Below are 17,940 nucleotides of genomic sequence, written 5' to 3'. Positions count from 1 at the left end.
TTTAGAAGAGCGGCACTATTGTGTTAATAAAATAGTGGTATCCAATTGTTTATTTTATGCTGTAAGCAGATTCATTTCACATCTCACATTTCACAATGAGACATGGCTGTAAGTATAGAGCGGTGTTCAAAATAAAATGAAACTCACAGTCCAATTTTAGATTAGTATCTCATCCAAATCATCCGCTGTTTCTACCGCTAACTGATTTTGAAAAAGAATGAATTTTAGTTTTTTGGAAATCCCAATAACATCCTGAGTTTCATACAAATCCTGAATAGAGAATCTCGTATCAAAAGCCTTGTTGATTCTGTTGATTAGGACGGTAGCTTTTAAACTGTTTCCTCCCAGTTCGAAGAAATTATTGGTGATTCCTATTTTCTCTAATTTTAAGATGTCCTGCCATATGACTACCAGTTTCTCCTCTATTTCGTTGGTCGGAGCAACATATTCCTGTTGGATAAGGTCGTCTGTGCTTACCGGTGGTAACGCTTTTTTGTCGATCTTACCGTTTGGTGTAAGCGGAAATTGCTCTAAAAACACATAATAACTTGGCAGCATATATTCCGGCAGTTCACGCAAAAGTGACTGGCGAAGCTGTTGTTTGTTTATGGTTGCGGCACTTACCAGATAACTTACAATGACTGGGTCATCCTGCACAGTTGTCGAGATTACGACACACTGATCGATGCCTTCCTGAGATTGTAGTACCTGCTCGATCTCACCCAGTTCAATACGATGTCCTCTGATTTTAACCTGACTGTCTTTTCGGCCTATGTAGGCGATGGTACCATCTGGTAACCATTTACCCAAATCACCTGTTTTGTAGAGTTTGGTAGTGTCGTTAAAAGGATTTACAATAAACTTTTCTGCTGTGAGTTCAGGCTGGTACAAATATCCTCTGGACAAGCCATCGCCTGAGATACAGATTTCGCCAATTACTCCCACAGGCTGTAACGCCAGGTCTTCTGAGAGGATGTAAAACTGCGTATTGTCTAAGGCTTTCCCAATAGGCACCGAGCTTTCATAAGTTCCTTCTACTCTGTAATAACTGCTGTAGGTAGTATCTTCTGAAGGACCGTACAGGTTTCTCACGGCTATGCCTGAGGCTGCAAAATGATTAGCAATGCTTACCGGGAATGCTTCTCCGGCAAGGTTGATACCCGCAGCATTCTCAAAAGTGGTTCCTTTTTCAATCAGGGTAAGGATTACAGAAGGAACGGTATTGATTAATACGTTTTTATCGTTCTGGATATAGTCTCCTATTGATAAGCCGTTGGCCAGTAATCGTATTTGCTTTCCAATGCTTAACGGATAGAAAAATTCGTAAACCGACAGATCGAAACAATGTGAGGTTACGGCGTATAAAGTATCAAAATCGGTATCGCTAAATTCTCTTTGTGACCAGCATAACATCGCTACAGCATTCTGATGGGTGATCATAACGCCTTTGGGTTTTCCTGTGGAACCCGAGGTGTAAATGATATAAGCCAGATGATCCGGATTAAAAGATACCTTTGGAAGCGATTTTGAAATCGGTGCTGCCTGTTTGAAAGCTGCTATAAAGTTATTGTCTATGGTGATTTTACATTTACTGTCCTGTTCGATGTATTCTATTCTTTGTGCCGGATAGTTGGGATCAATCGGAACATAAGCACAACCCGATTTTAAAACCGCCAATAAGGCAATAGGCAGCCATTCGCTGCGGTCCAGTTTTACCCCTACTAAATCTTCTACAGCTAAGTTGTAATTGCTTAACAAATAGTGCGAAAGCTCGTTGGAGATTTCATCGAGTTCCTTGTAGGTAAAACTTTTAGCATCTGTCACCAAAGCAATCTGCTCCGGGCTTTTCTTTGCCTGAGACACAAATAAGTAGACCGTAGTCTGATCCTTAGGATACGCTGTTGCTGTGTCGTTAAAATCCTCCAGCAATTGGGTGGTCTCGGCTTTGCTCAGGTAGTTGAGTGTGGCTACTTTTTGCTCCGGATTTTGGATGGCCTCTGTTAAAAAGGTTTCCAAGTGGGAAGCCAAACGTGCTACAAATTCTGATTCATAAATATCAGTATTATACTCGATGTGCAAACTTAGTTCTCCTGCTTGTTCTGAGAAGACGAGACTTAAATCGAACTGACTTACTTTTCTTGGGTTGGCTTTGTACGGTTTTAAGGTTAAACTTTCTATTTGTACCGCATTTGAGGCAAATAAACCCTGCTGATTTTGCAATACGACCAGTACATCAAAGAGGGCTGATCGGCTGGTGTCTCTGCCTAAACCCAGTTGTTCTGCCAGATTATCGAGCGGATATTCCTGATGCGAATAGGCGTTTAGCAAGGTTTCTTTTTCGATCGTCAGTAATTCTTCAAAACTGGCATTTTCTTCAAATATGGTTCGAATGGCCAGGGTGTTCAGATAAAGTCCTATTTGGTTTTCCAGATCACTGTGTTCTCTTCCGGCAATCGGTGTCCCTAAAATAAGGTCTCTGGTGTTCGCATATCTCGAGAGTAATCCGTTTATACCGGCCATCAAGACCATGAAAAGACTGCTGTTGTGTTGCTCTGAAAAAACTTTCAGCTTACTACTTGTTTCTTTTGCGAAGTTGTAGTTGATGGAATCTCCGGCATAGGTTTTTATTCTTGGTCGCACTTTCTCTGTCGGAAGCTCCAGTACCGGAAGGCTACCGCTAAAGATATTGAGCCAGTATTCTTCTGATTTTTTTAGTTTAACAGTTTGTTCTTCGCTTCTCATCCAGGTCGCATAGTCTTTATATTGTATACTTAGTTCCGGAAGATGGATCGTTTTATTTTGTATGAGATGATCGTAAATCGTGATGAGTTCGTTGCTTAAAATTCCCATCGACCAGCCATCACTAATAATATGATGCATATTGAAAAGCAACAGGTGTTTCTTTTCTGATAATCGGATGAGTTTCAGGTTTACCAAAGGAGCTTTCTCCAGATCAAACTGGTGTTGATAGCTTTGGGCAATTTTGTCCCCGAGGGCTTCTTTTGCATCTTCGATTGTGCTGAGATCTTCATAATTTACTTCGAAATCTATGGCTTCGGCATCAGTGATGAATTGACGCACTTCTCCCTGATCATCTCGTTTGAAAGAGGTTCTTAGGGTTTCATGTCGGGCAATAAGGAGGCTAAATGCTGCTTCTAATTGCGCTGTGTTTAAATCTCCTTCTAATTCAAACACACCGGGAATGTTGTAGGCCTGACTGCCGCCTTCAAACTGGCTCGCGATCCATAGTCGGTGTTGAGAAGAGCTTAAAACGTAGCTTTCCTGTTTCTCTGCTTTGGGTATGGCGCTAAAAGTTCCTGCCTCAAGTTTGCTGATGATTCCTGAGATGGTCGGGTTTAAAAAGACGTCTTTTACACTGATTTGATAGCCTAATTGACGGTTGATTTTGTTGGCTACCAAAATTACTTTCAGACTGTGTCCGCCAAGTTCGAAGAAGTTGTCTGTGGTTCCAATGGTTTTGATGCCCAGTATTTCTTCCCAAATTGCAGCGAGCTGTTTCTCTAAGGTGGTCACCGGAGCGGTATATTTTTGCTGCACAATATGATCTGCACTCACTGCCGGCAAGGCTTTCATATCGACTTTACCGTGTGGGGTCAAGGCGATATGCTCTACCTGCAGGTAATAACCCGGGATCATATAATCCGGTAAATGATGGCTTAGTTTGGTACGCAGTTCTTGTTTGTCTATTGGGTTTTCGGCTACCAGATACACTACTATTGCGGGTTCTTCGTCTATGTTTTGTACGGCTACAACGCACTGACTGATGTTGTCTTGTGATAACAGAGCGTGTTCGATTTCTCCGAGTTCGATTCGGTGGCCTCTTACTTTTACCTGATCGTCTTTACGGCCTGAGAGTTCGATACTTCCGTCTGCAAGCCATTTGCCCAAATCGCCTGTTTTATAGAGCTTGGCTCCTTCAACAAAGGGATGAGTTACAAATTTTTCTGCTGTCAGTTCGGAATTGTTCAGGTATCCTCTGGACAGACTGTTGCCTGAAATACAGAGTTCGCCCAAAACACCTATGGGTTGTACCGACAGGTTATCGGACAGGATATAGATCTGACTGTCTTTTAAAGGCTTTCCGATTGGAATACCATTTCTTTGCAGATCGTCTGAATCAACGTTGCCCATGACGGCGCTGATGGTGGCTTCTGTCGGACCGTACTTGTTGTAGAAGTCGGCTATTTTGATCATTTTTTCGGCCAAATTTTTTGGGCATACTTCTCCTGCCGCAACAATTCTTCTTAGGGTTTTGCAGCTGGAAAGATTTTCTAAATGTGACAAATAACCCGGTGTGGCATGCAGATGGGTTATCTCATTTTGCTGTAATACGTTTGTAAAATCGGCCGGATCAATAATACGCTCTTTTGGCACACCTACTAATGTGGCTCCACTAAGCAGCGCTAAAAAAATTTGCTCCATCGACGCATCAAAAGCGTTGTTGGAGAATTGTACGATACGATCGGACGCATCAAATCCAAATTCTTCTTTTTGGTTTAGGATGTAACTCACTAAACTTTTGTGTTCGATCATCACACCTTTGGGTTGTCCTGTTGAGCCTGAGGTGTAAATGACATACATCAGATTCTCCGGAGTCAACGCGATTGAAGGCGGGGTGATTTTGTATTGGTTTTGCTGGTTTTTAAAGTTCAATAATAGGTTTTCATCGATGATGACTTTACAGTTGCTGTCTTGTTCGATGTAAGCAATTCTTTGCTCCGGATAGCCCGGATCTATAGGAACATAGGCGCCTCCCGTTTTCAGTACGGCCAACAGTGAGATGTAAATCCACTCGCTGCGTTCTAATTTTACGGCAATGAGGTCTTCTGTTTTTATTTCGTAGTTACTCAATAAATAATGTGCCAGCTGACTGGACAGTTCATCCAGTTCTTTGTAAGTCAGCGAACTGTCTTCAAAAACTATTGCCGTGGCATCCGGAGTCTGCGCAACCTGCTGTGCGAACTTTGCAACTGCTGTAGTGGCTAATGCTGCTTCTGATTTTGAAGTGCTGAAATCTTCCAAAAGGGTTGCTCTCTCAGAGGCTGATAGATAGTCGAGAGTAGCTACTTTCTGATCCGGATTTTGGATTCCTTTTGTTAAAAAACAATCCAAATGAGACGCCAAACGCGTTATAAAATCCAATTCGTAAATATCGGTATTGTAATCTATAACTAAGGACAATTGACCTTGTTTCTCTGAAAAAGAAAAGTTTAAGTCAAACTTGCTAAAGGACTTTTCCAGATTTTTATAAGGCGTTATTTCAAGACCGTTTAGTACTAACCCTTCAGAGGTTAATAACTCTTCCTGGTTTTGAAATACCACTAAAACATCAAACAAAACTGATCGACTCAGATCTCTTTTAAGATCAAGTGCTTCTATAAGGCTGTCAAAAGGATAATCCTGATGGGAATAGGCTTTTAATAAGGTTTCTTTTTGAAGAGTCAATAATTCTTCAAAACTTGCTGTTTCTTCAAATGTCGTTCGGATCGCCAGTGTGTTTAAATACAAGCCCACCTGATTTTCTAAATCGCCGTGTTTTCTTCCCGCTACGGGAGTTCCCAAAATAATATCTCTGGTATTGGCATATCTGGAGAGTAAGCCGTTTATTCCAGTCATTAAAAGCATAAAAAGGGTTACACCTTTTTGCTGTGCATACGAATTAAATGCGGTGGTACTTTCTTTTGAAAAAAAATGATATACTCCTGAACCGTTATATGTTTTAAGCTTAGGCCTTGTCCTGTCAGTTGGTAGTTCCAAAAGAGGTAAATCGCGTGAGAATGTCTCTAACCATGCGGCTTTGGACTTTTCGAGTGCGGCCTGTCTGGACGGACTTTTTTGCCATTCTGAATAATCTTTGTACTGAATAGTCAATTCCGGTAATAGCACCTCATTTCCTATGGCCAGGGCATTGTAAATGCTCATAAACTCTTTACTCAATACGCCCATAGACCAACCATCGCCGATAATATGGTGCATGTTGAGCATCAGTATGTGATGATCTGCGGCTGCCTTTACGATCTCTCCTAAAAAAAGTGGTCCTTTTTCTAAGTCAAAAGCATGTTTTTGAAGCGCATTAGCATGATTACTCAACACTTCGGCAGTGGCATTATTTAAATCTGTAAACTGTAAAACCCCGCTGTATTGGACAAAGGGAATAATATACTGTCCCAAAATTCCCTGTTCGTCTTCTTTAAAAACAGTACGTAAACTCTCATGTCGTTCTATTAAAATCTTAAAAGTCTGATTGAGCTTTTCAAAATTTAACACGCCTTTAAATTCATAGGCATCAAAAATATTATAAGCTGAATTACCTCCTTCAAACTGACTTAAAGTCCACAGTTGCTGTTGGGACGAAGTAAGCGCATAAAAATCTTTGATCATTGCTTTAGGAATCGATTCTGAAGAGGAAAGCAGTTTGATCAGCTCATTTTTACAGGCTTTAATACTTTCAATAATTTCAGGAGTCAAAGCACCTTTCGGAGCATTAATTTTCAAATCCCCGTTTTCTACCCGAAGTCTGATATTTAAGGATTGTAACTTTTTTATTAAATTCTCTTTCATGATATGATTTTTAGAGTAAGTTGGAATGTTGATATGATTTTTTAAAACCATATTACTATTATCCCAAGACCAACAAGCAAGCAGGCTTATGGTATTGCCTGATGTTAAACTTAGTATTGCTGTGCATTATGCTCCAAAAGAAGGCAGCAGCTACTGAAAAAAAAGCATGGCCATAAAATACAGCCATGCTTATGATATAAAACGAAACTCGCGATTAAATTCTATATCAATATCTCATCCAGATCATCAGCTGTTTCTACTGCTAACTGATTTTGATACAGGATAAATTTTAGTTTTTTAGAAACTCCTTTGATTTCCTGAGCCTCATACAAGTCCTGAATAGAGAATCTCGTATCAAAAGCCCTGTTTATTCTGTTGATTAAAACGGTGGCTTTCAAACTATTTCCACCCAGTTCGAAGAAATTATCGGTTGTACCAATTCTGTCCAGTTTTAGGATATCCTGCCATATGTCGACCAGTTTTGCCTCTATTTCGTCGATAGGTGCGATGTATTCCAGTTGAATTACATCGGCCTGACTTACCGGCGGCAGTGCTTTTTTGTCGATCTTACCGTTTGGTGTAAGTGGAAATTTGTCTAAAAACACATAGTAACTCGGTAACATATAGTCGGGTAATTCGCGTCCCAGTGACAGGCGAAGCTGTTGTTTGTCTACAACTGTTGCACTCACAAGGTAACTTACAATTACAGGATCGCCCTGAACGGTTGCGGTTACCACGACACACTGATCGATGTCTTGCTGAGATTGTAATACCTGTTCGATTTCTCCAAGTTCTACTCTGTGGCCTCTGATTTTAACCTGACTGTCTTTTCGGCCTATGTAGGCGATGGTACCATCTGGTAACCATTTGCCCAAATCTCCTGTTTTGTAGAGTTTTGTACTCTCGTTAAAAGGGTTGGTGATAAACTTTTCTGCCGTTAATTCAGGTTGGTACAAGTATCCTCTGGACAAGCCGTCGCCCGAGATACAGATTTCTCCAATAACGCCTACAGGCTGCAAGGCCAGGGCTTCTGAGAGAATGTAAAACTGGGTATTGTCTAAAGCTTTTCCAATAGGCACTGAATTTTCATAGGTTCCTTCTACTCTGTAATAACTGCTGTAAGTGGTGTCTTCTGAAGGACCGTATAAGTTTCTCACGGCTATGCCTGAGTTCGTAAAATGATTGGCAATGCTTACCGGAAATGCTTCTCCGGCAAGGTTAATCCCTGCTGCGTTTTCAAATGAAACGCCTTTTTCGATATGGCTATGAATCACCGAAGGAACGGTATTGATTAATACTTTTTTATCGCTGTTGATGTACGCTCCTATCGCTAGTCCATTTTGCAATAAACGGATTTGTTTTCCGATGCTCCAAGGGTAGAAAAATTCATAAACGGACAAATCAAAACAATGTGAGGTTACGGCGTATAAGATGTCAAAATCGGTATCGCTAAATTCTCTTTGTGACCAGCATAACATCGCTACCCCATTCTGATGGGTGATCATAACGCCTTTTGGTTTTCCTGTGGAACCAGAGGTGTAAATGATGTAAGCCAGATTGTCTGCCCCAAAAGATACCTTTGGAAGCGATTTTGAAATCGGTGCTGCTTGTTTGAAAGCTGTTATAAAGCTGTCGTCTATGGTTATTTTACATTTACTGTCCTGTTCGATATACGCAATTCGCTGCGCCGGATAGTTCGGATCGATCGGAACATAAGCGCAACCCGATTTTAAAACAGCCAGTAAGGCTATCGGTAACCACTCGCTGCGGTCCAGTTTTACACCTACTAAATCTTCTACGGCTAAGTTGTAATTACTTAACAAATAGTGCGAAAGCTCGTTAGAGATTTCATCAAGTTCCTGATAGGTAAAACTTTTGGCATCGGTTACCAAAGCAATCTGCTCCGGAGTTTTCTCTGCCTGAAACACAAATAAGTCAACCATAGTGTGATCCTTAGGATACGGTATTGCGGTGTCATTAAAATCCTCCAGCAATTGGGTGGTTTCAGCTTTGCTCAGGTAGTTGACTGTGGCTACTTTTTGTTCCGGATTTTGGATGGCCTCTGTTAAAAAAGTATCCAAATGGTCGGCTAAGCGCGTTACAAATTCTGCTTCATAAATATCGGTGTTGTATTCGATGTGTAAAGTCAGTTGTCCTTCTTTTTCTGAAAAAAGGAAACTTAGATCAAACTGACTGACTTTTCTTTGATGTTCGTTATAAGGTGTTAGGGTTAAACCTTCTATTTGCAGGTCTGATGCAAACAAATCTTGTTGATTTTGCAATACTACGAGTATATCAAAAAGTGCTGATCGGCTTGTATCTCTTCCCAATCCCAGTTCTTCTACCAGGTTGTCCAATGGGTATTCCTGATGCGAATAGGCATTTAATAAAGTATCTTTTTGTATGGTTAATAGTTCTTCAAAACTGGCGTTTTCTTCAAATGTAGTTCGAATGGCCAGAGTGTTGAGGTAGAGTCCGATTTGATTTTCTAAATCACTGTGTTCTCTTCCTGCTATTGGTGTTCCTAAAATTAGGTCTCTGCTGTTGGTGTATCTCGAGAGTAATCCGTTGATTCCGGCCATTAAAACCATAAAGAGGCTGCTGTTGTGCTTTTCGGAATAGGTTTGCAAATGGACACTTGTTTCTTTGGTGAAGCTATGGGTGATGGAATCGCCGGCATAGGTCTTCATTTTTGGCCTCATTTTGTCTGTCGGAAGTTCTATTACCGGCAGGTTACCGCTAAAGATATCCAGCCAATAAGCTTCTGATTTCTTTTGTTTAACGGTTTGTTCCTCGCTTCTGATCCAGCTTGCATAGTCTTTGTATTGCAGGCTAAGTTCGGGCAGACTGATGGTTTTGTTCTGAACTAAATGATCGTAAATCGTGATAAGTTCGTTGCTCAAAATTCCCATCGACCAGCCATCACTAATGATATGATGCATGTTAAAGAGTAACAGGTGTCGGTTTTCTGATAATTTTACAAGCTGTGCATTTACTAAGGGTGCCTGTGCTAAATCAAATGGATGTTGAGCGTACTGCTCTACTCTTTTTTCTACTGCCTGTTGCTGATTTTCCACTGTAGTGAAATCGGCATACTCAATTTTAAAGTCTACGTCTGAAGGATCAATGATGAATTGACGCACTTCTCCTTCTTCATTTCGTTTGAAAGAAGTTCTTAAAATTTCATGTCGGCTAATAACAGCTTTAAAGGCCTGGTTTAGGTGTTCTGCATTTAAAGTTCCTTCGAGTTCAAACGAACCCGGGATGTTGTACGCCTGATTCCCTCCTTCAAACTGGCTTAATATCCATAAGCGGTGCTGAGAAGAGGTCAAAACATAGCTTGACTGTTCTTCGGCTTTAGGGATCGCAGTGTAAGCTGCGGTCTCTAGTTTGCTGATGATCCCCGAGATGGTAGGGTTTAAAAAGACGTCTTTTACGCTGATTTGATACCCTAGCTGACGGTTGATTTTATTGGTTACTAAGATGACTTTTAAGCTGTGTCCGCCTAATTCGAAGAAGTTGTCTGTGGTACCAATGGTTTTTATCCCCAGTACTTCTTCCCAAATGGCTGCCAATTGTTGCTCTAAAGCGGTTACCGGAGCGGTGTATTTTTGCTGTACAAGATCGTTTGTACCTATTGCCGGCAAGGCTTTAAGATCGATTTTACCATGAGCCGTTAAAGTGATAGCATCCACCTGAACGTAGTAACCCGGTACCATATAATCTGGCAGCTGGCGACTTAAAAGGGAACGCAGTTCTTGCTTGTCTACTGGTTTCTCGCCGACCAGATAGGCTACAATTGCGGGTTCTGCTTCTATCTCCTGCACGGTTACTACGCACTGATTGATGTTTTCCTGAGACAATAGAGCATGTTCGATTTCTCCGAGTTCAATGCGGTGTCCTCTTACTTTTACCTGATAGTCTTTTCGGCCTGAATATTCAATGTTTCCATCGGCTAACCATCGGCCTAAATCGCCTGTTTTATAAAGTTTTGCACCTTCGATAAAAGGATGAGGTACAAATTTCTCTGCTGTTAGTTCTTCGTTATTCAGGTATCCTCGGGAGAGACTGTCTCCTGAGATGCACAGTTCTCCGAATACACCTACTGGTTTTAGGGTCAGGTTATCGGATAAGATGTACAATTCGCTTCCTTTTAGGGGTTTGCCTATAGGAATATGGTTGCTTTGAAGATCGCTTTTATCCACTCTGCACATGGTGGCACTGATGGTGGCTTCTGTTGGACCGTACTTGTTATAGAAGTCGGCAATTTTCACCATTTTTTCAGCCAGGTTTTTAGGGCAGATTTCTCCTGCGGCAACAATTCTTCTTAAGGTTCTACAAGTGGAAAGATTCTCCAGATGCGACAAATAACCCGGGGTGGCATGCAGGTGTGTTACCCCATATTCCTGTAATACGTTTACAAAATCTGCCGGATCAATGATGCGGTCTTTGGATACACCTATCAGTGTGGCTCCGCTAAGCAGGGCCAAAAAGATTTGTTCCATAGAAGCATCAAAGGCGTTGTTTGAAAATTGTACTACACGCTCTTCTAAACCAAATCCAAATTCTTCTCTCTGGTTGGTGATATAGTTGACTAAACTTTTGTGTTCGATCATCACTCCTTTTGGCTGACCTGTGGAACCCGATGTATAAATAACATACATCAGGTTCTCCGGACTTAGAGAAATGACAGGTGATGTAGTTGAATAATTGTCCTGACGGGATATGAAATTCGCCAATAACTTCTCGTCAATAACAACTTTACATTTACTGTCTTGCTCAATATAAGCAATTCTTTGTTCCGGATAGGTCGGATCGATTGGCACATAGGCGCCTCCCGTTTTTAAAACAGCCAATAAGGAAATATAAATCCACTCACTGCGGTCTAGTTTTACGGTGATCAGGTCTTCGGTGTTTATCTCATACTGGTTCAGTAAATAATGCGCCAGCTGATTGGACATCGCATCCAGTTCTTTATAGGTCAGGGATCTCTCCTCGAATACCACTGCTACGGCATCAGGAGTTTTGGCTGCCTGCTCCTCAAATAGTGCAACTGCTGTTGTGTTTAATGGTAATTCTGCTTTTGTAGTATTAAAATCCTGCAAAAGGGTTGCTTTCTCTGCAGTAGAAATGTAGTCTAAAGTCGCTAAAGATTGTGTTGGATTTTCAACAAGAGCGACCAAAACTTTAAGGTAAGCCTTTAAAACACGTTTCATTGTCGCATATTTAAAGATGGCCGCATTATAATCCCATTCTACTGAAATTCTTCGGTCTGGTGTGTTATCTGTTAAAGAATCAATTTGCTCGTATACCGTGTTTACTACTACACTAATGTCAAATCGGGAAGTTTTATTGTGCCCTTTCAAAATCTCTATATCTGCATCCAGCAGAGACATACTTTGTATGGGAACATTCACAAAACTAAACATGTATTGAAATAAAGGATGCAGGTGCAAACTTCTTTCCGGATTTATTCTTTCTACTACTTTACCAAAAGGGGTATCATCATTAGCATAAGCATCCAGACAGCTTTCTTTCACTTCGTTTAGTACGGCCATTAAAGAATCATCGTTGCTAAAAGTAGTTCGCAATGCGATGGTATTGACAATCATACCCAGCACTTCCTGAAATTCTTTGTAACGTCTGTTCGCAACAGCAGTCCCCACAGAAATGTCGGTTTGATTGCTAAATTTATGCAGCACGATTTTAAAAGCCGCTAACATGGTGATGAACAGCGAAACATCTTGTTTTTCTGAAAACTGACGTAGTTTTTCTGAAAAATCTAATGAGAAAACGTGTTCTATGGTACCGCCTTTTTTTACGGTAGTTTCAGTTCTTTCATAGTCTAAAGGCAGTAACTGTTGGTTAGAAAAACCTTCAAATTTGTTTTCCCAAAAGTCTAATTTTTCGTTGATTACGCTTTCGTTCAGGCTGTTTTTTTCCCAATACGCATAATCTTTAAAGGTAACTTCCGGCTGCTCTACCACAAAATCCGGATTTCTTTTTAATTCATTATAAATATCAACAAAATCTCTGAATAAAATACCCTGCGTCCATCCGTCTAAAATTAAATGATGCTCAGAAAAGAGTACAACACTTTCCTGATCGGAAAATTTCAATAGTTCGATTCTAAAAAGTGGTCCTTCTTCTATTTTAAAAGCACGGCTCTCTATTTTTTCCAGACAATCGGCAATTACTTTTTCTTTGTTTTCCTGACTTTTTATACCCGTATAATCGATAACAGGAATGGAATAAGAAAACGGAGGAAGTATTTTTTGATACGGCTTACCTTCCTGATTGACAAAAACGGTTCTTAAAATCTCGTGTTTTTGGATCAGTTTATTGAACGTTTCTTCCAACGCCTCTACCTCAACAAAGCCTTTTAGTTTCATGGCTCTGGACACGTGATAAGAAGTATCGGTTTGATCCAGCTGATTTAAGAACCACAATCTGTCTTGTGAAAAAGACAAGGGGTACAATTCCTGCTCAGGAGCTTTAATATTTTGGACTTCTTTTTTATTTAAAGTTGGAACCAGCTCGCTTATTTCTTTGATTGTAGGCGATTTGTAAAAGTCTCTTAACGACAATTCAATCCCTTTTTGATCACGTAGACTGCTGATAAACTGATTAGCCAATAGAGAATGTCCTCCCAATTCGAAAAAACTAACGTTAACATCTACCTGATCCAATCGCAATAATTCCTGCCAGATCGAGGCAATCTCTTTTTCTTCCTGGGTGGTTGGCAACTGAACTGCTTCGGTAATGTTGATAGTTTTAGGTTCCGGCAGACTCTTGATATCGATTTTCCCGTTAGGAATTAAAGGAATAGCGTCGATGATTACAAAGTGAGTCGGAATCATAAATTCCGGTAAATGATTTTTTAAATCAATCACCAAGGAAGATATATTAATAAACGATTCGTTAGCTACCAGGTAAGCAATCAAAATAGGCATACCCGCAACTTCGTTGATACACACATAACTGTCGACGATGTATGCATTTACTTTTTGTATGGCCTGCTCGATTTCTCCTACTTCAATACGGTATCCTTTATAACTTAACTGACTGTCTTTTCGTCCATAAAAAATTAAGTTATTGTCGATGCCCCATTTTCCTAAATCTCCGGTTTTATAAATACGTTCTCCATTAATATGAATGAAGGCATTGTCTGTAAGTTCTTTTTTATTCAGATAGGAAACGGCCAAACCTACACCCGAAAGTCCGATTTCTCCAATGGCTCCTTTTGGTAATATTGTTGTTCCGTCCAACAAATAAACGCCTCTGTTGGTAATCGGTTTTCCAATAGGAAATTGAGTATCGGTTTTACCAATTTTATAATAAGTCGCACATACGGTACTTTCTGTAGGCCCGTAGGTATTATAAATATCGTAAATGCCAATCAGCTGATCGACCTGATGTGGTTTTAGCGTATCGCCTCCGCTAATAAGCGTTTTAATCTTTAAGTTATAGCTTTTGTGACTGTCATTCAGATATTGTAACACAAAAGGATTGGTGCTTAATAAGGTAACTTCAAAGCGCTCACAGTCTTTAAGCAATTCATTAAAATCCTTAGTTTCATGAGCAATTACTAAATTACCTCCTACAGACAAAATCGGGAAAATTTCTTCTACCGAAGTATCAAATGCAGTAGAAGCCTGCTGCAATACAATATCTTTTTCGGTAAGGCCGAAATAAACCCCAAATGTCAGGACATAATCGTATAGGGAACGGTGATTAATGACCACTCCTTTTGCATCTCCCGTTGAACCGGAAGTATAAATAATATAAGCTTCGTCTTCTGGTTGCAAAGCCACAGGAATATAATTTTCAGCTGCTGTATGCTCTTCCAGGATACGATCTATGTTGTATTCGATGTTTTCTACAATAGAATTTGAAAACGAATCGGTTAAGATAAAATCTAAACCGGCATCTTTTATAATGTAGTGTTTTCTTTCCTCCGGATAGGCGTTATCAATAGGTACATAAACTGCTCCTGCTTTTAAGGCTGCCAGAATTCCAACAATACTTTTTTCAGATCTCGAAAGCATTACGCCCACTTTATCTCCTTTTTTAACACCACTAAACTGTAAATACGAAGCTACAGTATTGGCATGTGCCTCAAGCGTTTCGTATGTTAGAATGTTCGTTTGACAAGAAACTGCTGCTTTTGAAACATGTCTTGCTACAGCGTTATCCCAAAGATTTAAAAAAGTCTCTTCGGGTCTGTTTACAACTGGTCCTTTTGAAAGGGCCTGAATTTCTTCTAACTGTTCTTTACTCGAAATTTGAATTTCGGCTATAGCCGTATCTCTGGTGTCTTTTAATTCTGTTAATACTTTTCTGAAAGAAGTAATCAGCTGATTGGCTTCAAATTTTGAAACGTATTTTTCGTTGATATCAAATCTAAAACTAAGCTGTCCTTCCACATCTTCAAAAACATGGATAGAAATAGGATCTTCCTCACTATCATTCGACAAGGGATGAATAGTGGCTTTATTTCCTGAAAATTCAGATTCGTACTGCATACGCTCGTACGACAATCGTACATCATACAGCTTTGACGTTTCCTGAGGCAGGTTACGCAATATATCGGCCTGCTGAAAACGCTGATGTCTGTAACAGGTAAAAAGTGTAGTTCTGATTTCTTTGATGAAATCGCTTACAGATGCTGTTGTTTCCAACGTCAGTTTTAACGGTAACATGCTCAAAAACGGTCCGAAAGTATTTTTTTCGGCAGCATTTTTACGGTTCAAAATAGGCATTCCTAAATTGACTTCTTCTCTGTTGTAATATTTAGACAATACAATAGAGAAACAGCCCAGAAGTAAATGAAAAATACTTAGCCTCTCTGTTTTTACAAACGACCATAAGGCTTCGTTTTCTTCCTCGGTAAGCGCAATTTCGATATTACAGTGACCTGCTGATTTATTGGTACCCGTATAGATCAAAGAAGGAAGTTCTTCGTAACGGCCTAACCAGAAGTTTTTATCAATAGAAAAATCTTCCGAAGCTCTGTACGCATTGTCTAATGCGATAAAAGATTCGTAAGAAAGTTTGTTTTTTCCGATACATAAATCATCATACACCACAGTGGTGCCTAATTGCTCGTAAATTCGTTTTACTTTATTGAACAATAACTGAAATGAAAAACCGTCAGAAATGATGTGGTGAAGTTTGGAATACCAGATATACGATTCAGGAGCCACTTTAATAAGCCACATTTTGTACAGCTGTTTGTCCTTTTCGATATCAAAAGGAAGTACAAAATCTTTCCCGATCATCTGAATCGCTTTTGATTCTTCCCAATCTTCGATACAGGTCAAAGCCAAATCACTGTCTGCTTCCTGAATAGAATATACAGGGAAACCGCTCTTTTCTTCAAAAACAAAAGAAAAAATATCGTTCTCTTTAATCAGAATATGGAAGGCCGTTTTAAAACGCTCCACATCAATACTTCCGTTAATAAATGCATAACCGCCAATGTTGTATTTTGGCGACTCGTTGTCAAGTATCTGATCAAGCCAGATGTATTTCTGCACATTTGTGACATTATTTTTCATAAGTATGCTTTTTATAATTTAAATAAATACCGAAAACGTAACGTTATCGTACCATTTTGATTTGTAGAATAGGTGGAAACAACCGCACCCATGATTGAACACGGGCGGAATGAATGTTGTATTAAGATTTATATGGTGTTTTCCTCAGAGAACGAGGAAATGAAGAGTCTAAAAATTACGCTTTGGCAAAAACGTTTTCTGTTGCATTGGATAGATACGACAAAGGAATGATGGCTGAGATGTTTTGACGTAAAGAGCTAAGTCTGACACTGATTCGGTGCTGATTGTCGACTCTGAAAACTTCGCATTCCAAACCTGAAAGGTCACCATGCTCAATTTTAAGTTTGTCGCCTACTTTAGGAAGTACCGGTTCAATCTGAACATCTGTGATGTCCTCGACCTGGGTAAAAAGCTTGATGTAATCAATTTCTTCTTCAGAAACTTTTCCGTATTCTTTGCCAAATGACAAGTACGAACAGCCGCTTTCTACATTTAAGGCATCATGAAAGTCTTTATTGGATTTGATGTTTACAAAGACATAACTTGGAAATAATGGGATCTGAATTTTCTTGGTTCTGTCACTCCATTTTCTGATGCTGGTGGCCATCGGTAAAAAAGCTTCTAGTTTTTTTTCTATTAACTCTTTGTAGACTTTACTCTCATGTCTGTACCTTACGTAAAGAACATGCCATCCTTGTTTTTGATCCATACTATTTGGTTTTTTTCGTCACCGGACATAGCTGCGCTATTACCAGTCACATGGTTATTTTTTTTAGAGATCTGTTTTTTGGTTTAATAGCTTTACCTTTTTTACTTTGAAGTAATTTTGGTAATAATGTTTTTGTTGCAACTCTCAGTACAATTGTTATTGTGTTTGGAGCGCTTTGTAAAAATCGGTTTGTTGAGGTTTCAACTACTTATTTTTACTGAAGTAAATTTACAATAGCGGTTTTCAAATTCTACTACACCAAAGTGTAGTTCAGCTTGTTAGCGTTAAATACTACCTTATTGGGTAGTTTGTAGTTTACAGACGAAAGCTGAAAATCTTCCGGTGTAACCAAATGTTTGTTTTCGTTGTAGAAATTTATAAGTCCATTATAAGACATGGATACAGGTATAGTTTCTGATCCCAGGTATTCGATTGATTTTCCAACAATTTTAGCTTTGATTCCCATTAAGGTTAATACACGTAATAGTTTAGCGTCGATTTCGGCAAAAGCCATGTTGTCTTTGTGTTTGCAAACCGGTGCAATGGCACATACCAATAGTTTTTTTAATAAGTTAACATCACGAACGCCTTTTTTGATGGCAAAACGTCCAATGTGCCAGATTTCATTGATGGCATCTCCTTCTGCGCAGATGAAAGGATTGATACCAAACATTTTCTGAATCGGAAGTGGTGTGATGAAATCCCATTTCAAAACTCTGATGGTTCCTGTGAAATCACCTTGTTCGTTTTTGAAAGCGAATATTTTCGAGTTTTCTAAGTAGCCCATTTCTTCTTTGTAAACCGCATCGATATCGTTTTGATAATGACCTGGTAGAATTTCATTGGAATGGTGATTGAAGTTTTCTGTGACTACAAATTTTGACATAAGTAAGATGTCATTTTGACTAATTGCTGGGTGGTTGTTTTTGGCGAGTTTCATAGTGTTTGTTTTCTCCAAAACTATCACCACAATTTACGCTTCATATTACACAAAATACTAGTTTCCAGTATTTTACTTAAAAACTACCCTTAAGTGTAGTTTTTAAATAGGCGTCATGATGTGAAAAAAAAGCGTCAAAAAAAAGATCT

Annotated in this window: 4 protein-coding genes; all 4 read right to left on the bottom strand. The window is 39.6% G+C overall.

What is annotated here, in order from left to right:
* Window positions 1-156: 156 nt before the first annotated feature.
* The 4 genes from OLM61_RS12925 to OLM61_RS12910 all read right to left on the bottom strand — a co-directional run bounded on the left by OLM61_RS12925 (window position 157) and on the right by OLM61_RS12910 (window position 17,737).
* A complete protein-coding gene (locus OLM61_RS12925) occupies window positions 157-6,582 on the bottom strand; it encodes a non-ribosomal peptide synthetase (protein ID WP_264523066.1) in 6,426 nt (2,141 codons plus the stop codon).
* Window positions 6,583-6,803: 221 nt separating this feature from the next.
* Complete coding sequence (locus tag OLM61_RS12920; protein ID WP_264523065.1) at window positions 6,804-16,142, bottom strand: non-ribosomal peptide synthetase; 9,339 nt, start codon at window positions 16,140-16,142, stop codon at window positions 6,804-6,806.
* Window positions 16,143-16,317: 175 nt separating this feature from the next.
* Window positions 16,318-16,851 (bottom strand): UpxY family transcription antiterminator, encoded by a 534-nt coding sequence (locus tag OLM61_RS12915; protein ID WP_264523064.1) that lies wholly within the window; start codon window positions 16,849-16,851, stop codon window positions 16,318-16,320.
* A 253-nt stretch (window positions 16,852-17,104) separates the two neighbouring features.
* Window positions 17,105-17,737, bottom strand: coding sequence for a hypothetical protein (locus OLM61_RS12910; protein WP_264523063.1), 633 nt, complete (start codon window positions 17,735-17,737; stop codon window positions 17,105-17,107).
* Window positions 17,738-17,940 lie beyond the last annotated feature (203 nt).

This window comes from Flavobacterium sp. N502536, from assembly GCF_025947345.1.
Taxonomy (GTDB): Bacteria; Bacteroidota; Bacteroidia; order Flavobacteriales; family Flavobacteriaceae; genus Flavobacterium.
Note: the sequence above shows the minus strand (reverse complement) of the source record. Positions and strands in the feature narration are given on the sequence as shown.

What these genes read in the sequence shown, in the direction of transcription:
- OLM61_RS12925 (WP_264523066.1), bottom strand. Translation starts at nt 6,582, where the DNA reads ATGAAAGAGAATTTAATAAAAAAGTTACAATCCTTAAATATCAGACTT.
- OLM61_RS12920 (WP_264523065.1), bottom strand. Translation starts at nt 16,142, where the DNA reads ATGAAAAATAATGTCACAAATGTGCAGAAATACATCTGGCTTGATCAG.
- OLM61_RS12915 (WP_264523064.1), bottom strand. Translation starts at nt 16,851, where the DNA reads ATGGATCAAAAACAAGGATGGCATGTTCTTTACGTAAGGTACAGACAT.
- OLM61_RS12910 (WP_264523063.1), bottom strand. Translation starts at nt 17,737, where the DNA reads ATGTCAAAATTTGTAGTCACAGAAAACTTCAATCACCATTCCAATGAA.